This is a genomic window from Stieleria magnilauensis (assembly GCA_007753675.1).
Taxonomy (GTDB): domain Bacteria; phylum Planctomycetota; class Planctomycetia; order Pirellulales; family Pirellulaceae; genus Stieleria; species Stieleria magnilauensis.
The window spans coordinates 9,700,603-9,720,434 of record CP036432.1 but is presented as its reverse complement, the minus strand read 5'-3'; the positions used below and the strand labels follow the sequence as shown (position 1 = coordinate 9,720,434).

The 19,832-nt window shown below is 59.8% G+C and carries 15 protein-coding genes; 9 read left to right on the top strand and 6 right to left on the bottom strand.

The features are described from left to right. Window positions 1-264: 264 nt before the first annotated feature. Entirely contained in the window at window positions 265-1,239 is a 975-nt protein-coding gene (locus tag TBK1r_RS34850) for an MDR/zinc-dependent alcohol dehydrogenase-like family protein (protein ID WP_145220465.1), read from the top strand. 27 nt (window positions 1,240-1,266) lie between these two features. Here TBK1r_RS34850 and TBK1r_RS34845 read toward each other — a convergent pair whose 3' ends face one another. Further along, the gene (locus tag TBK1r_RS34845; protein WP_145220463.1) at window positions 1,267-2,049 is read right to left on the bottom strand and encodes a class I SAM-dependent methyltransferase; all 783 of its coding nucleotides are present in this window, start codon (window positions 2,047-2,049) and stop codon (window positions 1,267-1,269) included. Between the two features lie 215 nt (window positions 2,050-2,264). Between TBK1r_RS34845 and yaaA the strand changes: the two genes are divergently transcribed. Next, window positions 2,265-3,032: a peroxide stress protein YaaA gene (yaaA, locus tag TBK1r_RS34840; protein WP_145220461.1), complete on the top strand. Its 768-nt coding sequence runs from the start codon at window positions 2,265-2,267 to the stop codon at window positions 3,030-3,032. 12 nt (window positions 3,033-3,044) lie between these two features. On the opposite strand, the gene TBK1r_RS34835 is transcribed toward yaaA, so the two are convergent. Together TBK1r_RS34835 and TBK1r_RS34830 are read right to left on the bottom strand one after the other, a co-directional pair. Next, complete coding sequence (locus TBK1r_RS34835; RefSeq protein ID WP_145220459.1) at window positions 3,045-3,566, bottom strand: GrpB family protein; 522 nt, start codon at window positions 3,564-3,566, stop codon at window positions 3,045-3,047. 103 nt (window positions 3,567-3,669) lie between these two features. Beyond that, on the bottom strand, window positions 3,670-5,538 hold the full coding sequence (locus TBK1r_RS34830) for an SHD1 domain-containing protein (RefSeq protein WP_145220457.1): 1,869 nt from the start codon (window positions 5,536-5,538) through the stop codon (window positions 3,670-3,672). Between the two features lie 331 nt (window positions 5,539-5,869). On the opposite strand from TBK1r_RS34830, the gene TBK1r_RS34825 reads away from it, so the two are divergent. The 3 genes from TBK1r_RS34825 (at window position 5,870) to TBK1r_RS34815 (ending at window position 8,950) form a co-directional block, all read left to right on the top strand. Then, window positions 5,870-7,726, top strand: coding sequence for a sensor histidine kinase (locus TBK1r_RS34825; RefSeq protein WP_145220454.1), 1,857 nt, complete (start codon window positions 5,870-5,872; stop codon window positions 7,724-7,726). Between the two features lie 228 nt (window positions 7,727-7,954). Then, entirely contained in the window at window positions 7,955-8,413 is a 459-nt protein-coding gene (rnhA, locus tag TBK1r_RS34820) for a ribonuclease HI (RefSeq protein ID WP_095742236.1), read from the top strand. Between the two features lie 9 nt (window positions 8,414-8,422). Then, window positions 8,423-8,950 carry a type 1 glutamine amidotransferase domain-containing protein gene (locus TBK1r_RS34815; RefSeq protein WP_145220452.1) on the top strand — a complete coding sequence of 176 codons (528 nt, stop codon included), beginning with the start codon at window positions 8,423-8,425 and terminating at the stop codon, window positions 8,948-8,950. Between the two features lie 116 nt (window positions 8,951-9,066). Here the strand turns inward: TBK1r_RS34815 and TBK1r_RS34810 are convergent, their stop codons facing one another. Continuing rightward, on the bottom strand, window positions 9,067-9,591 hold the full coding sequence (locus tag TBK1r_RS34810; protein WP_145220449.1) for a zf-TFIIB domain-containing protein: 525 nt from the start codon (window positions 9,589-9,591) through the stop codon (window positions 9,067-9,069). An 850-nt stretch (window positions 9,592-10,441) separates the two neighbouring features. Here TBK1r_RS34810 and TBK1r_RS34805 point away from each other — a divergent pair. The 3 genes from TBK1r_RS34805 to TBK1r_RS34795 all read left to right on the top strand — a co-directional run bounded on the left by TBK1r_RS34805 (window position 10,442) and on the right by TBK1r_RS34795 (window position 15,044). Beyond that, window positions 10,442-12,004 (top strand): sigma-70 family RNA polymerase sigma factor, encoded by a 1,563-nt coding sequence (locus TBK1r_RS34805; RefSeq protein ID WP_145220447.1) that lies wholly within the window; start codon window positions 10,442-10,444, stop codon window positions 12,002-12,004. A 385-nt stretch (window positions 12,005-12,389) separates the two neighbouring features. Next, window positions 12,390-13,793 carry a tetratricopeptide repeat protein gene (locus TBK1r_RS34800; protein ID WP_145220445.1) on the top strand — a complete coding sequence of 468 codons (1,404 nt, stop codon included), beginning with the start codon at window positions 12,390-12,392 and terminating at the stop codon, window positions 13,791-13,793. Window positions 13,794-13,973: 180 nt separating this feature from the next. Next, window positions 13,974-15,044: a BPSS1187 family protein gene (locus tag TBK1r_RS34795; protein ID WP_419580693.1), complete on the top strand. Its 1,071-nt coding sequence runs from the start codon at window positions 13,974-13,976 to the stop codon at window positions 15,042-15,044. A gap of 8 nt (window positions 15,045-15,052) precedes the next feature. Here the strand turns inward: TBK1r_RS34795 and TBK1r_RS34790 are convergent, their stop codons facing one another. Then, window positions 15,053-16,642 carry a sodium:solute symporter family protein gene (locus TBK1r_RS34790; RefSeq protein ID WP_145220443.1) on the bottom strand — a complete coding sequence of 530 codons (1,590 nt, stop codon included), beginning with the start codon at window positions 16,640-16,642 and terminating at the stop codon, window positions 15,053-15,055. Then, on the bottom strand, window positions 16,636-16,902 hold the full coding sequence (locus TBK1r_RS34785) for a DUF3311 domain-containing protein (protein WP_145220441.1): 267 nt from the start codon (window positions 16,900-16,902) through the stop codon (window positions 16,636-16,638). Before TBK1r_RS34785 ends, TBK1r_RS34790 begins: the two co-directional genes overlap by 7 nt. Window positions 16,903-17,207: 305 nt before the next feature. On the opposite strand from TBK1r_RS34785, the gene rlmKL reads away from it, so the two are divergent. Further along, on the top strand, window positions 17,208-19,487 hold the full coding sequence (gene rlmKL, locus TBK1r_RS34780) for a bifunctional 23S rRNA (guanine(2069)-N(7))-methyltransferase RlmK/23S rRNA (guanine(2445)-N(2))-methyltransferase RlmL (RefSeq protein ID WP_145220439.1): 2,280 nt from the start codon (window positions 17,208-17,210) through the stop codon (window positions 19,485-19,487). Window positions 19,488-19,832: the final 345 nt, after the last annotated feature.

Sequence of the window (19,832 nt, the reverse complement as noted above, 5' to 3'; positions counted from 1 at the left end):
TGATGGATTCACAGAACACCACTCCGTTGGCCGCGAGGAACGCGCCGTCGACAAGTTCAGCCGACGCCACCTGCGGCGCCGGTGGACACGGCGTCTGCCCGGTCTGCCGCGGCAAGACGTTGATTGAAATTCGCGGTAAATTGCAGTGTTCCCGCTGCCATTCGATCTGTGAAACCTGTTGCGAAGGTGGTCGCGGGTAAACTTGGGGGCATGTCGTGCGCCGATTGAATTCGATATCCAAAGCTGAGATTCGGAAAGAGCCCCATGGAAGCGATCCTCCTGGACCCCGGCGGTCTTCACTACCAGAGTTCGCACCCCGAACCGACGCCGGCCGAGGGAGAAGTGCTGGTGCGGGTTCTGCAGGCGGGGATTTGCGAAACCGATCTGCAACTCGCTCAGGGTTACATGGGGTTTCGCGGAGTTTTGGGGCATGAGTTTGTCGGCATTGCGCAAACGGGAACCCATGCGGGGCGCCGTGTGGTCGGCGAGATCAATTGCAATTGTCGGGTCTGCCCGACTTGCCGGGCCGGTCGACCGACGCACTGTCCCCGGCGGACGGTGATCGGAATCGATCGTCACGACGGGGTGTTCGCCCAAACCGTTGCGATTCCGGAGCACAATTTACATGCGGTTCCTGAAAACGTGACCGACGACCAGGCGCTCTTTACCGAACCGCTCGCCGCCGCCTTTGAAATCTTGGAACAGGTTGCGATCACGTCCGCCGACCAGATCGCGATCTTGGGCGACGGTCGATTGGGCTATCTGGCGGCCCAGGTGCTTTCATCCGTTGCCGACCGAATCACCGTGTTCGGCAAACACGGCGTCAAACTGCTGCGTTTCGGGCATCGCGGATACGAAGTGGTTCAGATCCCGTCGACCGATCCCGCGGAGCTTCCCCGGCACAAATTCGACGTGGTGGTCGATTGCAGCGGATCGACGACCGGATTGCCGATGGCCATTCATCTGGTACGGCCACGCGGGACGGTGGTGCTCAAGACGACCGTCGCCGATCCGCATCAACTCTCACTTGCCTCGATCGTGATCGATGAAATTTGCGTCGTCGGATCACGCTGCGGTCCGTTCGCCAAGGCGCTCGATGCGCTGGCGAGCGGCGAAGTCGACGTGGACGGTTTGATCACCGATCGATACTCGCTGGATCAGGTCAAACCCGCGTTCGCGGCGGCCGTCAATCCGAATTCGTTCAAAGTCGTCTTCGACGTCGGTTCCCTATCGCCATAGGACTCGTCGCTGTCATCTGCGGGTCGCTCAACGCCGGCGGCGGAGCACATAGACGACATCTTCGCTCGCCGCATCGACGGTGATCGGATCTGACAGGTCGTACCCAAAGTCAAACGTTTCGACGATCTCCCACAAACCGCTGTGATCGATCAACGCCTTCATCTGGCGCATCGTGTAACTGCGCAGCACCAGTTCATCGACGATCCGCACCGAGCCCGAGGGACGATGGATATCAAACCGGATGCCGAACCGTTCGACGCGTCGTTTGGGGTCGCGTGAATTGGTCCACATGTGTGTGTTGACCGTCAGGTGACCTCGCCGAGCCGACCAGGATTCTCCTTCACTGGGGATCGCTTTGGTCGGCGTCAGGTGCACGCCCAAGAGGTAGAGTCCTCCGACGCGGACGGCATCGGCCATCGACTCGAAGTGCCCGCGCGCTGCCGCTTCGGTAGGCAGGTGGCGAAAGCTGTTGATGGTGTTGAACGCCACGTCCGTCTTTTTTCGCAGCCGAAAGTCCGACATGTCCGCCACGAAGGCGCGATGGGGCATCTCGTGACGCTCAAACCTGGCGTTGCAGAACTCGATCGCTTTGGGGTTCAAGTCCAGTCCATCGACGTCGTGACCGCGGCGGGCGAGGGAGTACAGCAACCGCCCGGTCCCGCACGCCGGTTCGAAAAATCGTTTCGCCGGTCGGCTCGAATACTGCTCCGCACAACCCAGAATGAATTTGGTCTCCGCGGCACAATCGGCCCCGAAGACCAGATCGTAATACTTCGGGTGGTCGTAGATGGATTCGTTCAGTTCTTGCACGGCGTGTCACTTGACGGAGGAGGACGAAAACGCTTCGGTGATTGGCAAGGCTTTTACTCGTTCTACAATCCCCCGTCTACCAGTGCTGTCTACCAGTGCGGTCGACCACTGCAGTCGACCACTGCAGTCGACCACTGCAGTCGACCACTGCAGTCGATCGCACCGTTTCACACCCCATTGCAATCCCCCCGTCCACTCCGCTTCCCATCGATATCATGCTGATCGTTCTCTCGCCGGCCAAAACACTGGACTATGAATCCCGACCGAAGGTCCCGGCACGGACCACTCCCGAATGGCTCGCCGAGAGCGAAAAGCTGGTCGACTTGCTGAAAAAAAAGACCCCCAAGCAGATCCAGACGCTGATGGGCGTGAGCGAGAATCTGGCAGAACTGAATCACGGGCGCTATCAAGACTGGCAGCTGCCGATGCCCGACGAGGCGTCTCGGCCGGCCGTTTTGGCGTTCAGGGGCGACGTCTATCTGGGGCTTCAGGCCGACCAGATGACGGAAAAACAATTGCTCTACGCGCAGGATCATCTGCGAATTCTTTCCGGACTCTACGGCGTGTTGCGGCCACTCGATTCGATGCTGGCGTATCGGTTGGAGATGGGCACGGCACTGAAAACCCGTCGTGGCAAGGACCTGTATGCGTTTTGGGGAACGCGAATCACGCAATCGATCAACGAGCAACTCGACGCGACCGACTCGCGGTACCTGTTGAATCTGGCATCGAACGAATACTTTCGCAGCATTCAAAAGAAGAGCGTCCAGGCCGAGATCATTGCGCCGGTGTTCAAAGATCAGAGCAACGGCAAGTATCGTGTGATCAGCTACTTTGCCAAAAAGGCGCGCGGGACGATGGCGTCGTGGGTGATTCGAAACAAAGTCAAAACGCCGGCCAAGCTGGTGAAGTTTGCCGAAGACGGATATCGCTACGACGCCGAATCGTCGACCGACGCGGCACCGGTGTTTTTGCGGGGGTAGTGCGGACGAACCTCAGCCCCCGTGGTGCTCGATCAAATGCGCAAAGAAAACCGACTTGTCATCGGCGTATTTCTGCGGCTCGCCGGCCCCCTGTCGCCAGCGGGTGACTTTGGTTTCCTCGAACCGCAGCGAGAGTTCGCGATCGGAACGCAGCGCATCACGGACGGCGATCGAACTGCGATAAAACGGGCTGTCTAAATAGGTCAAGAACACGCGATGGGTTTCTTCTCCGCTACGCGGTTTGCAGAACACGATCGCTTCGGCGGCCCACATCGGTGTGGTGACGCGTCGAAAATTCAGCCCCTCGATCATGTCCGATGACTCGGCGATCGCTTGCTGGGAATCATCGTCATCGCGGACCGCCGCGATCACATCCAGGACCGGGCGGGCGATCATACCGCCGATCGCGGTGCTGCCGATGTGTTGAACGTCGATCACCCAACCGAGACAACTGTGCAAAATCCCGCTCCGCGTTTGCTCGAACTCCTGCCGCCAACGCGGGTCGTAATGCATCAATCGGACGGTGTCAGTCATGGCGGCTTCAAACAACAGGCCGAAACGGCGGTCAACAAAAAAAGCGAGCCCATCGCGGATGCGATAGGCTCGCTGTATCGTTTGCCGATGTCAAGTTTGGACGCTATTTGCTGCTCAGCAAAGGCAATCGCGACTGCTTGATCTCATCGCGGATCGAATCGACGTACGACTCATCGGCCGGGCACAGTCGTCCGGCGGGGACCGTGCAGGTCCGGCCGTTGGACTTGAGCAATCGCACGTTGTCGGTGTTGATTTCGATCAAGCGGCCTTCGACCTGATACTTGCCCGTGTTGTCGATCCACGTTCGCACATGGGTCTCGTCCAGCGGGCTGATCGCGACGGCGGGAGCGACGGAGACGACTTGAACGCTCAGTGAACCCTCGGCCGCGGGCGCTTTTCCGAACAGGTCGTCCAGATTGTCCGCTGCATCGTCGGCGGGCTTCGCTTCACTTGCCGGTGCGTCCTCGGCGGCGTCCGGATCGCCGAACAGGTCATCCAGGGACTCGGTCGCCGACGACGCGTCGGAAGCGTCGGCTGCTGGTTCGGGCGTGTCGCCGAACAGGTCGTCCAGTCCGCCGTCGGCCGGTGCGGGCTCTTCGGCTGCCGGGGCAGCGTCGGCCGGTGGTGCAGGGTCGCCGAACAGGTCGTCCATCGCGTCTTCGGCGGCTGGTGCAGCGTCGGCGGGAGCTTCCGCAGCGGGCGCGTCGCCGAACAGGTCATCGAGTCCGCCGTCGGCCGGTGCCGGTTCTTCGGTTGCCGGTGCAGCGTCAGCCGGTGCGGGATCACCGAACAGGTCGTCCATCGGTTCTTCGGCTGGTGGTGCGGCGTCGGCGGGCGCTTCCGCAGCGGGTGCGTCGCCGAACAGGTCATCGAGTCCGCCGTCTGCCGGTGCCGGATCTTCGGTTGCCGGTGCAGGATCGGCCGGGGCAGGATCGCCGAACAGGTCGTCCATCGGTTCTTCGGCTGGCGGTGCGGCGTCGGCGGGCGCTTCCGTCGCGGGCGCGTCACCGAACAGGTCATCGAGTCCGCCGTCTGCCGGTGCCGGATCTTCGGTTGCCGGTGCAGCATCGGCCGGTGCAGGATCGCCGAACAGGTCGTCCATCGGTTCTTCGGCTGGCGGTGCGGCGTCGGCGGGCGCTTCCGTCGCGGGCGCGTCACCGAACAGATCATCGAGTCCGCCGTCGGCCGGCGCGGGTTCTTCGGCTGCCGGCTCGGTCGCCGGTGGCTCAGGCTCGGTCGCCGGTGGCTCGGGCTCGGTTGCCGGTGGCTCGGGCTCGGTTGCCGGTGACTCGGGCTCGGTTGCCGGTGACTCAGGCTCGGTTGCCGGGGCTTGATCAAACGGATTGGGTTCGGCGACGGAGGGTTCGCTTTCGGCGGGCATGGTTGCCGCTTCGCTGGTTTCCGCTTCGGCGGCCGGCGGTTCTGGCTCAGTGGCAGCCGGCTCGGGCTCGGGTTCCGTCGCCGGTTCTGGTTCGGGCTCGGGTTCCGTCGCGGGCTCGGGCTCGGGTTGGGTCGCCGGTTCTGGTTCGGGCTCGGGTTCAGCAGCCGGTTCCGGCTCGGGTTCTGCGGGCGGCTGGGGAGTCGGCGGAGCCTCGAAGGTGGCTGAGTCGCCGGGGGTGGTGCTCATCGGTGCGGTTTCGTGGGCCGCGGGCGCGGCACTTCCACAGCAATCGGCGGACACGACTGGCGAGCAGGGAATCGTTTCGCATGCCGGGACGGGATCGCAGCAAACGACCGGAGCCGGATCGCAGCAGATCACCGGAGCGGGATCGCAGCAGGTGACCACGGGAGCGGGGCAGATCGGCTGGGAAACACAAGCCGGTTCCGGGCAGCAAACCTCTGCACATGAATCAGACGAGTTTCCGCGGAGGCGTTTGAGTAAGCCGCCGGCCGATGCAGGGCCGACGCCGAGCATCACGGTCAAGCAGACGACCAGGGTCCACTGAAATACGTTTCGGACCTTTCGATTCATGGTTTTGGGCTCCTGAGCGGCCGGTGTGCCGCACGAGACACGCGGATGTTGTGGGAAGATTCGGAAAGCGGTCAAAGCGTCGCCGAAAACGGCGAATGTGAGAACCGACCATGCTAATTCGCCCAAAATCGCGTCACAAGCAGATAAACTGGGCAAATTGCTCTTGTTCTCCATCCACGAGAACGTCGCAATCAGTCTGTCGGCAGCCTCAGCATAGGCGATAAAACCAAGCTCTGTAGAACAAAGGTCGGGGCGCGTGCTGTAATACTTCCAGCGACGTGTCTTTCCAATCTCACCCGATTCGCCCTCTCCAAACGATTCCAACTGTATCATGTTTCGCCTGGTTCAAGGACTGTTTTCGTCGATGAGCCTGGAGCGAAAGTGCCTGCTCTTCTTCGGGTCGGCCTTCACGTTGCTGATGTGCGGCGCGTTCTTGGTCGTCCAGACGCTCGGTAACCGCTTGGTCCAGCGGACGACACAGCAGCGGGCCCAAGACTTGGCCGATGCCGAGCTGATGCTGCTGCACAGCGACGCCAAATGGGCCCAGACCAGCAGCCCCGAAGCGATCGCGGCCAACCAACCGATTCTCGCCGGTCTGCGGGCAGAGATGCTCGCCAAAGACATCGAATTCGAAATTCTGGGGCTCGAAGACCAGGTGGCGTACACCAACCTGCCCCCGATCTCGCCGCCGGAGGACCCCGCCGAACTGAAACGCCTGCGGACGCTGGAGCCTCAATTTCGTAGCCAGCTGGCCCGTCGCATCGCCCAGCAGCAACCCGACATCTCCGAGTCGATCGACTTGGGCGAAAACGAATCGATGAGCATGATCGGGCTCGGCACGTTGCCGGTGCACCAGCAGCTCGGACCGGTCGACGGCCGCTACATTTACTATCGCCCCGTCTTTCCGAAACTGACCTGCATCACCTGCCATGCCCCCGAAGGCGAAAAGGCGGCGTTGGCCACGTCGGGCACTCCCACCGAACAAGCCAGTTTGGCGCCGTTTCGGGTGATCCGCGTCAGCATGCCTTACAAGGACACCGAAAACCAAACCACCTGGATCAGCTCGATCGTCGTCGCCTTGGCCTTGTTCATCGTCGCGGCGACGCTGTACATGCTGCATGCGCTGATCCGCTACCTGGTTCTTGAACCGCTGTACCACTTGCGCGACGTCAGCGATTCGATCACCCATGGTGATGTGACGCAGCGTGCGGTGATCGAATCGGAGGATGAGTTTCGCGAGCTCGCGGACGCCTTCAATCGAATGCTGCGGGGGATGTTGGAAAGCCAGGAAAAAGAAAGGATCATCAACGCGGAACTCGATGGCCGCGTCGATCAGCTCGCCCAGCTGAACTGGCAACTCTATGAAGCCAATCGCGTCAAAAGCGACTTCATGGCGAACATGAGTCACGAGCTGCGCACACCGCTCAACAGCATCATCGGTTTCTCCGATGTCTTACAAGGGATCGACTCGCTGACCGACAAACAGCGGCGTTACGCGCAGAACATTCAAAAGAGCGGACGCCTGCTGCTGGAAATGATCAACGACATTCTGGATCTGGCCAAGGTCGAAGCGGGGAAAATGGAGGTCCGGCGGAACGAATTCGACCTCGGCCGCCTGGTCACCGCCCAGTGCGACATGATCGGATCGCTGTCGGAGGAAAAAGACATCTCGTTGACCGTCGACGTCCCCGACGATCTGCCGACCGCGTTTCAGGATCCCAACAAGCTCGGTCAAATCGTCAACAACCTGCTTTCCAATGCGATCAAGTTCACGCCCGAAGGCGGAATGGTGACCGTCCGCGTGGTCGATCTGTCCGGCGGCATCTCGACCGGACGGTTCCGTCTGTTGATCATCGACACCGGCGTGGGGATCGCCGAAGAGGATCAATCGGTGATTTTCCAGAAGTTCCGACAGAGCCGGAAAGTGCTCGACGGCGAAGGGCTGACCCGCGAATTCGCCGGCACCGGCTTGGGGCTCTCGATCGTCAAAGAACTGGCAAAACTGCTCGGCGGCGAAGTCGGTTTTGAAAGTGAACTCGGACGCGGCAGCACCTTTTGGGTCGAGTTGCCGTGGCGATTGAGCGACGAGACGATTCAACTGGCCGCTGAACTCTCGCAGCCACGCGGATTGCCCGCACCGACCAAGGGCACCGTCGGTGACGTGACCGGCGACATGGTTGCCAAGTAGCTGGTTGCCAAGTAGCAACGCCGTTGGCAAAGATGAATTACCCGCGCGTCCGATCGACCTGCAACCCATGCCTCCCATTCATTCCGCAACCGTTGACGTGTAGCCTTTAAGCGATCTTGGCCCTTTCTTTCCCAGGCGAAGATCGGCAATCGCCCGATGCATCCGACCGGTCGCGGCGACTGCGTTCCCCGTTGACAGCACCGGCGATCACCGAAAGACTCTCTCGCGATGAAACCAGTTCAACTCTTTACCGACGGCGCGTGCAGCGGAAACCCCGGACCGGGTGGCTGGGCGTTTATCTTGCGGTGCGGCAAAACCGACAAGGAACTCGAACGCGCCGCCGGCGATCCCCAGACGACCAACAACAAGATGGAACTGCAGGCGGTGATCGAAGGGCTCAAGGCCTTGAAGGAACCGTGCGAAGTCACCTTGTATGCCGACAGCAGTTACGTGCTGCAGGGGATGCAAAGCTGGATGAAGGGCTGGAAGAGTCGCGGCTGGAAACGAAAAGACGGCTCGAAACTCGTCCCCGTCAAGAACGTCGAGCAGTGGCAGGAACTGGATCGGTTGATGCAAAAACATCAGATCAAGTTCGAACACGTCAAAGGCCATTCCGGCCATCTGGAAAACGAACGCTGTGACCAGTTGGCCGTCGCCGCGTATCAACGCTATCTGGTCAAAAAGTAGGTGCTTCTGATGAGCGACACTCCGTTGACGGACAAGACCGTGCTGATCCTGGTCGGAGACATCTACGAGGATCTGGAACTGTGGTATCCCAAACTGCGGTTGATCGAAGCCGGTGCGTCGGTCACCGTCGCCGGCCCGGAGGCGGGGCGTTGTTACGCCGGCAAGAATGGCTACCCCTGTGTCTCCGACGCCCGGATCGACGAGATGGACGAAGCGACCTTCGACGCGCTGGTCGTGCCTGGCGGATTCATGCCCGACAAATTGCGGCGTGATTGCGTCGTGCTCGATTTGGTCCGGGCCTTCAACGACGCCAAGAAACCGATCGCCGCGATCTGTCACGGCGGCTGGATTCCGATTTCGGCCGGTGTCTACCGTGGCATCAACGTGACCGGATCCCCTGGGATCAAAGACGACCTGATCAACGCCGGCGCAAACTACCAAGACACCGCGGTGGTGGTCGATCAAAACCACGTGACCAGCCGCCGACCGGATGATCTGCCGGATTTCTGCCGCGAATTGATCAAGCTCTGCAGTTAGGGATCCGCCGCACCTTGGTTTTCGGGTAGGCGGTAGTGGACGAGGCGACGAGTCCTTGCCAAGATGCCGAATACAGAGGACTCGCCCAAGTGTCCGCATGGAGCGGACGGACGGAATCAGCCCTTGCGACCACGCGACGCAGCGCCGAACGCGCCGATCCCGCAAACGACGGCCAGGCCGGCCGTGATCACCGCGTTCCACCCCCATCTGGACTTTTCGGTGACAACCGCGTGGTAGGTATACGGTGACACCATATCGAGTGAGCGGACTTCCATGTCTTCGAAATCCAGGACCACCGAAGCGGGTTCGACGCGGGCGTAGCTTTCTTCGATCTCGGCCAGATGCGATTCCGTGGTGGTGGTCGTCTCGATCATTGCCCAGCGAACCGCGTTGTATCCCGCCCCCAATAGCAGCGCGACGGCAATCAGGCCGAGCAGCAGAAACGCGATAGTGCTGCCGCCCGAGGGTGCTGTCGCGGTCGACCGGTCTGGGGCGTCCTCGACTTGCGGCAATTCCCGCAACTCACCCAGTTTTGGAATCGCCACATCGGCGTGACAGTGGGGGCATTGCATGCTGTCCCCCGCCTGTGCAGGGGTGACCGTCAGTTCAGCGTGGCAATTTGGGCAAGATAGCAAGTGCATCGGCGAAAATATGAAGAAGTTTTGAAGTTGTTGCGGGTGGACCCGACTGGCGACCAGACTAAAATCTTAGACGTCCTCGATCACACCACATTACACGCCGCTCCCACACCGAACTGGTTGCACGTCGCAGTGCGAAATGATTCGTCACTCGCCCAAGATTGCAATCACGACGCCTGTCGGACATCCCCGATGACCCGCGGTTTAATAACGAACTACTTTGTTCGTACCAGCAATCCGATGGATTCGGATTTGCGATTCACCTTTGTGGCGTGAACACGTCGGGAACGGCCAGGAAGGCGAGGGTCGAAGTCCATTACGAGCAACGGTTGACGCATTCCAGAAACGAATCTCCATCAGTCGGTACAAGTAGGTATCGGTACAAGTAACTAAAGTATCGGTACAAGTCAGTAACTGTACGTGAGCACAAATCTGATGGTTCGATTTCGGGACGCTGGGAAGCGTCGTTAACCGTCGCGGAGTAAAGACAGGGGGCATACTTGGGGAAAATTTGCACGGGAAGAGGAGAAATGGGAGCAGCGCGAGCGCGCCTTCTCGCTCCCGGCAAAGTCAACCAATCACGGCCAACTGGGACAACTGGAAAGTTTTTCCAATTAGCCGAGGCCACCAGGGAAACGTAAGGGGGGTGGTAGAGTTTCACCAGCGAATTTGAATCAGACACCGTTGGATAGCTCGCCATGGTTCCCGGCGATGTGGGTTGGTCACGATCAACCCGCCAGCTGAACTGGAGTAAATGGTTTGGTGATTTTCACCAAAACCCCCTACGCCGAACCGACACACCGATCATTATTCATTACAGATATCCTGCACTGTTCCTCTTGGAGTTTTAGTTTTGTTCGACACCCTTTTGGACGAATTTGAAGACGTCGCCGCACATTCCGCCGAGGCGGTCACCGGTGGCTTTCGCAAACTTCCTGTTGATGAGAACGAGGAGGATGGTGGCGTGGGCTCGCCTTCGCAAGTGGCCGAAGGCGAAGTCCAATTGGACAGTCCCGATGAGTTGTTAGCCGTTGAAGAGGCGGAAACCTGGTCCGACGACCCGGTGCGGATGTACTTGACCCAGATGGGTGAAATTCCCTTGCTGACCCGCCGTCAAGAAATTGAGTTGGCCAAGCGGATCGAAGAGACCCGGCGCCGCTTCCGCACCAAGTTGCTCGAAAACCACTACGTGCTGGTCGAAGCCTACAAGACGCTCAAGAAGGTGTATCGCGGCCAATTGCCCTTCGACCGAACCGTCCAGGTTTCGGTGACCGATCGGCTCGAGAAGGAGCAGATCATCGGACGGCTGCCGCACAACCTGCTGACGCTGCAAACGTTGCTCAAACGGAACAAGCACGACTGGAAAGTCGCGCTCAGCAAGAGTGCTTCCAAGCGCCGTCGCGCCGAAGCGTGGCGTGCCCTGGCACGTCGTCGACGTCGAGCCGTCCGGTTGATCGAAGAACTGGGGCTGCGAACCCAGCGGATCGAGACTCGGATCGACTTGCTCGACAAATTTAGTCGCCGGATTTCCGAAATCGATTCGCTGATCCGCGATCAACGGCGGACCAAGCACGGCCGCGAAACCCGCGATGCATTGCTGCACGAACGTCGCCAAATCCTGACCGCGTGTCAGGAAACGCCGACCTCGCTTCGCAATCGAGTTCGCATGCTGAAAATGGTCTACGCCGAGTACCAGCAGGCCAAGCGGGAGTTGAGCGAAGGAAACCTGCGGCTGGTCGTCTCGATCGCCAAGAAGTATCGCAACCGCGGTCTGTCGTTTTTGGATCTGATCCAAGAAGGCAACGCCGGCTTGATGCGAGCGGTCGACAAATTCGAATACCGCCGTGGGTTCAAGTTCTGTACCTACGCGACTTGGTGGATTCGACAAGCGATCACCCGTGCCGTCGCCGACCAGAGCCGAACCATCCGGATTCCGGTTCACATGGTCGAAACGATGAGCCGCGTTCGCAACGTCGCTCGGCAATTGCTGCAAGAACTCGGTCGTGAACCCACGATCGAAGAAACCGCACGCCGGGCCGATGTGACCGTCGAAGAAGCACGCCGAGTGCTCACCATGAGCCGCTTCCCGATTTCGCTGGACCGTCCGGTCGGCAACAGCGAAGACAGCCAGTTCGGCGACCTGCTGCCCGACGGAACCGCGGAAAGCCCCCAGATCGGCGCCACGCAGGAAATGCTCCGCGACCGAATCACCAACGTGCTCAAATCGCTCTCCTACCGCGAACGCGAAATCATCAAGCTCCGCTATGGGCTCGGTGACGGATACAGCTACACGCTGGAAGAGGTCGGGCACATTTTCAAGGTGACCCGCGAGCGGATTCGTCAGATCGAAGCCAAGGCGGTTCGCAAGCTGCAGCAACCCAGTCGCAGCCAAGACCTGGTCGGGTTCCTCGATTAGCCGCATCCGGCGTACGCCGTGGAACAACGCTGTGAAGCATTTTTTAGCGGTAGGGCGCGAGCCCTCCGGTGTTCCGGTAACGATGACGAACCGGAGGGCTCGCGCCCTTCCGCTAAAACCTCGTCAGACGCAGAAAATAAAAGCTTCATCGCGTTACCCGTTGAGCAAGCTGGAAGCGTACGCCACTTAGCCATCCCGAAAATCAGGGCGACGATTGAAAAATCGCCGCCCTTTTTTTTCGCCACACGCGGCAGTTCAACGGCACAGGGGAACGACATTCGGTCGTCACCACGCAAATGGCTGCCCCGCCGCGTTCGCTCGTGCCCAGGTTTGGATTAGACTCCTCCTGCCTCTCACGCTCTTCTCTCTCCGACAGCTGATTTCAATGCCGACCGTCGCCGAGGTCCTCTCGCAGGGCTGGAAAGTTCATCAAGCCGGCAAGATCGATGATGCGCTGCGTTTGTATCAGCACGTCATCAAGCAGGCCCCCCGCAACCCCGAAGCGCATGTCTATCTCGGTATCGCGCTGTTTGACCAGCGGCAGTACGGAAAATCGATCCGCGCCTATCGCACCGCGCTGGCACTCAAAGACGAATTCCCGATCGCATGGAACAACCTTGGCAACTCCCTTCGCATGACCGGCGACGTCCAGGAGAGTGATGCCTGTTTCGAAAAGGCGTTGTCGCAGGATCCCAAGTACCTGTCGGTGTACAAGAATCGCGGCACGCTTTGGATCTGGTCCGGCGAAATCGAACGCGGGCTGCGGTGGTATGAAAAGGGGCTGCAAATCGCACCCGATGATCCCGAGTTGCATCGCAACCTGGGCGTGATCTATCTGTTGTTGGGCGACTTCGATCGTGGCTGGCCGGAATACCGTTGGCGATGGAAGATGGGCGGATTGCGCCGTCCCCAATCGCGCGCCCCGCTGTGGAAAGGGGAGCCGATCTCAGGGCGTTCGATCTTGCTGTATCCCGAACAAGGTCGCGGGGACGAGATGCATTTCATTCGGATGGCCAGCGTGTTGGCGGCCGACGGGGCTCGCGTCGTCGTGCAGACCGATCCGCAAATGATCCCACTGTTTACGTCCGTCCGAGGCGTGCAGACGCTGCTGCCGGTGGGAAGCCAATTGCCGCCGGTGGATTTTCAGGCGTCGTTTATTGATGCCGTCGATGGCTGGTACCAGGCGACAGGCAGCTTGCCGTATGCCGCCAAAAAGTTTGCCGAACGGGACGACCTCAGCGGTTACCTGAATGTCTCCGACCCGTTGGTCAGCTACTGGGATCGCTGGATGGAAAAAACCGCGATGGGCAAGGACCATCGAAAACGCATTGGGATCGCTTGGCAAGGCAACCCGAAACACCATGCCGATGTCTACCGAAGCATCCCGCTGGAAACATTTCGACCGCTCGCCGAAGATAAGAATCTGAACCTGATCAGTTTGCAATTTGGTTTCGGCAGCGAGCAACTCGATCAAGTTGATTTCGGCGACGCCATCGACCGATTGCCCGCTGACACCGACACCAGTGGCGGCGCCTTTACCGACACCGCAGCCGTCATGAAAAACCTGGATCATGTCATCACCACCGACACCTCGGTCGCGCACTTGGCCGGCGCCCTGGGTGTCCCGACCACGGTGATGTTGGGGCGGGTCCCCGATTGGCGTTGGTTGTGCGACGGAGACCGCACCGAATGGTACCCCAACATGCGGTTGGTGCGACAACGTGAAATGGGCCACTGGAACGACGTCGTTGGGCAAGCCCATCAGTCCCTGATGTCGAACGAGCCGTAGTGCATGCTGTGCATGCCGATGGTCTTAAAAAGTGGCGTAAGCTTCCAGCTTGCGAATCCAACACCGCGAGCTCGACGGCGAGTGGATTTGTTGCACATGAGATTTGCGAGGACTGTGAGCTGACCCTGGATTGCGGCAACCTTTTTCCCTGAACTTTCCCAGTATCCGACTGACAACTTGATGACACACCACCGATTCGCGAGCACGATTGCCGTTGCGTTTCCACTTACTGCAATTGCATTCGTCGCGTTCGCACTTGCGACTTTCACTCATGCCGCCGAACCCGCTGGTTCACCCACCCGCCTCGAAGCCAGGGCCAGTGAAATCGATCCCCGCTGCCAAGCCCATCCTGAAATCGGATTCTTGATCGAAGACGCCAAGGGCCGACCGGCTGACGTGCAACATGCGTCGGTCGACACGAACGTCCCTGCCAAGGGCAAATTGGTGATCTGGTTGATGGGCAATAACACCGCGCTGTTTGATCGTCTCAACAGCTACGGGTTACACGTGATCCGGCCGCACTACGCCAACCGCTGGTTCTCCCTCTGTTGTCGCGAAACGCCGGTCGGGGAACATTGTCGTGGCAACATACGCTTGGAAGCAGCGACGGGCGAAGACTTTAGCGACGAAGTCGACATCCCGAAGCCCGATGGCATGATGGAACGTTCGCTTCAGTTCGTCCGCTGGCTCAGCGAGAAACATCCCGAGGGCAACTGGGATCAGTTCTTGACGGAGGACCGTTCGCAGCTTCGGTGGGAAAACGTGATCATGTCGGGCAGCTCACACGGATCGACCACCGCGGCCCGCTTCGCAAAGCATGTGAAGGTCAGTCGAGTCGTGGCGTTGTGTGGTCCGCGGGATCAGCATCAGGTTTGGCAAGCCCTGCCCTCAGCGACACCCGAAAACCGCTACTTCGGGTTTTCGCACGTCTTGGACGGGGGTTGGACCGGCGACCACTACTGCCGCAGTTGGGAATTGTTGGGGATGCACAAGTTCGGCCCTATCGTGAACGTCGATCAGGCGTCTCCACCGTATTCCAACACCCGTCGGTTGATCACGGATTTCGATGTCGGCGGCGACGCGGGCCGTGCTCACAGCAGCGTCCAGCCGGGCAGCCGGGCCTACAAGAACCCGGCCGACGGTTCGTTCATGCACGAAGCCGTCTGGCGTTATCTCTACACGCACCCCGTCGATCAAGTCGGTGAAGCGACTCCGTTGGATGAGAGCTGCGATAAAGAGCAGCGACAGTGAGCCGGCGATCAAAAGAACCGCGCCAGCGTCTTTTCGCTCGGTTTCGGGGTGACCAAAGACACCACGATCATCGTCACCAGCGAACTGGCCAACATCACGACGACCGGCATGATCTCGTACTCTTCACCACCCAGCGGCAACTTCAACACGAACGTTCGCAGCGCGTCTTGCTCCAGTGCTTGATAGAACAATACGCTCCAGCTGACGATCGCCGCACAGATTCCGCTGATCGCACCGGCTGCCGACAGGCCACGCCAATAGAGCGCGGCAAAGACGATCGGGAACAGTGCACTGAATCCGCTAAAGCACCAGACTCCCATCGCAAACACGCTCTTCACGTTGCCCAGGCTGAGCAGATAGGTGATCGCGACGATTCCGATGATGAACAATCGGGTGTAGAGCACCTGTTGAGCATCGGTGACGTTTTCTTTGCCCTTGTAATGCGTCAGTACGTCGTTGGTGAAGATCGTGCCGATGCAGAGGAACTGGCTGTCCAGGCTGCTCATGATCGCCGCCAAGATCCCCGCGGCCAACAAGCCGCCGAGCACTTTGCCCGTTTGCGTCTTGACCAGGAACGGCAAAATCGTGTTCGGATTGCTCGGTAGCGGTGGTTTCGCCGGAATCAAATCGCCCGTCGCCCAAATGCCGACCAGCACGCAGGGCACCCAAACGATCATGATAAAGATCGGGTGACAGATCACCGGAACCTTAAACGTGTTGGCGCTCTTGGCGGTCATCCAGTGTTGGAACAGGTGGGGGAACATGCCCACCGAGAGCGGAATCAGCAGGTACGTGAAAAACTTCGTCTTGCTCATCTCCATCCGCGTGATCTTTTCTTCCGGGACCGATTCGGCCAACGCGTTCAGGTTCGCCATCAAACCGTCTTGCCCGCCCAAACGTGTCGCGATGACATAAAACGTGACCACGCCCAGGATCATGAACACGATCGTCTGCAGCGTGTTGGCCCAGGTGGTCCCACGCATGCCGCCAAAGAACACGTAGACCAGCACCACCACGCAAATCACCAGCGATCCCAGCCACGGCGGAACTCCACCGTTGAGTGCGATGATCGGATTGCCGTCCGGCGTGTAGGCCTGAAACATCTCCAGGTTCGGTGCCAGGCCTGCGGTCAACGATTGGATCACCGTTCCGCTGCTGATCACACCGATCAACAGGTAGGGCACCACCAGTCCGACCAGGATCGGAAACAGCAGCAAACCGATGAAGTCGCTTTCGAGCCGATCGCGAAAGAATTCGATTTGCGTCGTGTATTTGTGTCGCCGTGCGAATTTCCAAACCTTGACGCCGATCAAGAAAAAACACAGCGAGTGGATGATGCCGCTGCTACTGGCCAGCATCCCGTAGACGCCGATGCCTTCCTTGAAAGCTTCACCGCTGCTGCCGACCAACGCGAACGCCGTCATCGTCGTCCCGAACAGACTCATCAACAACAGGAACGGGCCGATCGAATGGCTGGCGACCTGGTAGTCTTCTTTGGTGCCCTTGAACAGTCGACTCGACGACAGCCCGAGCAGCAGCAACAAACCCAGGTAGATCAGGATGATGATTAATTGGGGGAGTCCTGGATGGTTCACGATGCCGCCTCCTCGGTTGAAGAGACGTCGCCGTTTTCATCCACTTCGTCGGGAAGCGGCCAAGCGATCACCGTCGCCAACGCCCAGGTCAAACTGGCTCCGATCGAGATACAGGCGTGCCAAAACAAGCCGATCGGCATGAAACCGAACACCAGCGTGTCATCGGTCCAAAACCAGTTGTCCTGGTGCAGTATCAGCAACAACACCACCAACGCGGCAATGATCCACATGCCGTTGGATTTCTGAGTCGTGGAACTCGTCATTGAATATCCGATCGAAAGTCGTTTTCTGAGGCGGGAAACGGGGTGGGCGAGCCCAAGAGTGTACTCCGTCTGCCAGGGTCGCTGGTAGTCGGGGCGAAATCGCCGATTCGGCCTGCATCCGGCCCGCAGCCACCCGCGAGAGAGGCTTCTAGCCTGTCATCCATCCACCAGTGGGATAGGCTTCCAGTCGGCCGCTCCGCCAATCCCCGCACCTATCCCGCCGGGACAGGTCTGTTATTCTCGGATAATCCTGCAACCGAACGAACAACACCCCACGACAGACCCTGTACCCCACGAACGACTCCGTGCAATCGACCCACGATCTCATCGCCACCTGCGCCTTCGGACTCGAAGCGATCGTCCGCCGAGAGTTGGAAACCCTCGGCATGGAGGCTTCGATCGGCGAATCTGGGCGGGTGCACTTTCGCGGCGACCTGGAAACCGTCGCCCGGGCGAACCTGCAGTTGCGCTGCGCCGACCGCGTGTTGCTTCGCGTCGCCGAGTTTCCTGCCGCGGATTTCGACGCCCTATTCGAAACCGTTCGCGCGATCCCGTGGGGGGATCTGCTGCCGATCGACGCCGCATTTCCCGTTACCGGGCGGTCCATCAAATCACAACTTTCCAGCGTCCCGGCGTGTCAGCGGACCGTCAAGCGCGCCGTCGTCGATGCCATGATGCGCGATCATGCGACCACGACGTTGGATGAAACGGGCCCCCCGTTCAAAATCGACATCGCGCTGCTGAAAGACGTCGCGACGGTGACCATCGACACGACCGGCCGCAGTCTGCATCGTCGGGGGTATCGCACCGATATCTCACAGGCCCCCCTGAAAGAAACGCTGGCCGCGGCAATGGTGCTGCTCAGCTTTTGGAAACCTGACCGTCCGTTGTTGGACCCGTTTTGTGGCAGCGGCACCATTCCGATCGAAGCGGCACGCATCGGGCACAACATCGCGCCCGGCATCGATCGCGAATTCATCTTCGAATCCTGGCCCACCGTCCCGCCGACGCTGTTGCCGGATCTGCGCAGCGAAGCGCGGGCCGCACAAGTCGATTCGATCGAGGAACGGATTCTGGGCAGCGACATCGACGGACGCGTCCTCCGCGCGGCCCGTGACAACGCCGCCCGCGCCGGCGTCGCCGATTCGATTCACTTTCAACCCGGCGATGCACTGAAACTGACCAACCGACGTCGCTTCGGCTGCCTGATCACCAACCCGCCCTATGGCCAACGTCTTGGCGAAGACCGAGAACTCGACACGCTGTACCGATCGCTTCCCGAAGTGCTGCGTGGGTTGCCAACGTGGTCGCACTACTTTCTGACCGCCTATCCGAATTTCGAGGCCGCGGTGGGGCGACAGGCCGACCGGCGCAGGAAACTCTACAACGGCCGGATCGAATGCACTTACTATCAGTTCCATGGCCCCAAACGCGTCGTCGGCCAGCAGGTTGCGGAATCCGACCCGGCGGCAGCGGACACGGCAACGGACACGGCGGCCGCACCCGAACTGGAACCGAGTTCGGAGAAATCCACTGGCAGCGCCGCCACCAAAACGCCTGCCACCAAAGCGCCTGCCAAGCCGTACACGCACGCCGCCGGGCCGGCCGCGTTTGGTCACCTGGATGACAAGGCCATTCATCAGGCTGACCTGTTTGCGACGCGGCTGCGCAAACGCGCAAAACATTTGCGGCGCTGGCCGACCAAACGCAACATCACTTGTTTTCGGTTGTACGAACGCGACATTCCCGAGATCCCCTTGATCGTCGATCGTTACGAAGACCACTTGCACATCACCGAGTACGAACGCCCCCATGATCGCGATCCCGCCCAGCACGCCAACTGGTTGGATCTGATGGCGCGGACCGCCGCCGAGACGCTGGACGTGCCGCCGGCCAACGTTCACTTCAAACGCCGTGGCCGGCAAAAAGACAACACGCAACACGAGAAAGTCGACCACACCGGGAACCGGATCGTCGTTCAGGAAGGCGGATTGAAGTTTCTCGTCAACTTGGACGACTATGTCGACACCGGGTTGTTTCTCGATCACCGCATCGCGCGTTCGATGGTCCGCGACCTCGCCGAAGGAAAATGGTTGCTCAATCTGTTCTCTTACACCGGATCCTTCACCGTCTACGCGGCGGCCGGTGGCGCCCGCAAAACGACCAGTGTTGATCTCTCCAACACGTACCTTTCCTGGACGAAAGAGAATCTGCGGATCAACGGACTGATCGACGAAAAACGCCAAGACGGACATACATTCATCGCCAGCGATGTCGCCCAGTTCATTGCCGAGCATCCTCCCGGTGAACGCTACGACTTGGTCGTCTTCGATCCGCCGACATATTCACGCAGCAAGAAGACCGAGCGTGATTGGAACGTGCAGACCGATGCGGTGCCGATGTTGCAAACGCTGTTGCCGTTGGTGCGCAAGGGCGGCGTGATTTTCTTTTCGACCAACTTTCGCCGCTTCAAGTTCGATCCGGCGGATTTGGATGTGTCCGAGTGTCACGAGATTTCCAAACAGACCGTGCCGGAAGATTTCCGCAACCGCCGCATCCACCGCTGCTGGCGAATCGTTCGCTAATCCTCCGCTGCCAAGTGTTCGGGGCGCGGCATTGGTCCCGGTACCGACGCGTTCCATGATGCGGTCACCGAGTCCGATGTGGCATCACCATTGGCTGCAACGGAGGACAGGTGGTCCGGGGCGGCAGGCTGACGCCAGCTTCTTGAATCCTCCGGCCGCAGGTCATCAGCGTTTTGTTGCGGTCGGCGTCTTGATCTCTTGTGGCCCGTTGAGTGATCCGCAGACGCATGGCTCCCCCGTCACTCGCGTCGTGTGGTCCGAGGGTGTTTTTCTTCGACTCGAAGACGAATCCGAGCGAACGCAGGTCGCGCCGCTGCTTGGGAGTCGAGCGACTTCGGACATTGG

Excerpts from the sequence above, each read along its gene's own strand:
- TBK1r_RS34810 (WP_145220449.1), bottom strand. The coding sequence starts at position 9,591 with ATGCACTTGCTATCTTGCCCAAATTGCCACGCTGAACTGACGGTCACC.
- TBK1r_RS34835 (WP_145220459.1), bottom strand. The coding sequence starts at position 3,566 with ATGACTGACACCGTCCGATTGATGCATTACGACCCGCGTTGGCGGCAG.
- TBK1r_RS34850 (WP_145220465.1), top strand. The coding sequence starts at position 265 with ATGGAAGCGATCCTCCTGGACCCCGGCGGTCTTCACTACCAGAGTTCG.
- TBK1r_RS34795 (WP_419580693.1), top strand. The coding sequence starts at position 13,974 with ATGACACACCACCGATTCGCGAGCACGATTGCCGTTGCGTTTCCACTT.
- yaaA (WP_145220461.1), top strand. The coding sequence starts at position 2,265 with ATGCTGATCGTTCTCTCGCCGGCCAAAACACTGGACTATGAATCCCGA.
- TBK1r_RS34800 (WP_145220445.1), top strand. The coding sequence starts at position 12,390 with ATGCCGACCGTCGCCGAGGTCCTCTCGCAGGGCTGGAAAGTTCATCAA.
- TBK1r_RS34815 (WP_145220452.1), top strand. The coding sequence starts at position 8,423 with ATGAGCGACACTCCGTTGACGGACAAGACCGTGCTGATCCTGGTCGGA.
- TBK1r_RS34825 (WP_145220454.1), top strand. The coding sequence starts at position 5,870 with ATGTTTCGCCTGGTTCAAGGACTGTTTTCGTCGATGAGCCTGGAGCGA.
- TBK1r_RS34830 (WP_145220457.1), bottom strand. The coding sequence starts at position 5,538 with ATGAATCGAAAGGTCCGAAACGTATTTCAGTGGACCCTGGTCGTCTGC.
- rnhA (WP_095742236.1), top strand. The coding sequence starts at position 7,955 with ATGAAACCAGTTCAACTCTTTACCGACGGCGCGTGCAGCGGAAACCCC.
- TBK1r_RS34785 (WP_145220441.1), bottom strand. The coding sequence starts at position 16,902 with ATGACGAGTTCCACGACTCAGAAATCCAACGGCATGTGGATCATTGCC.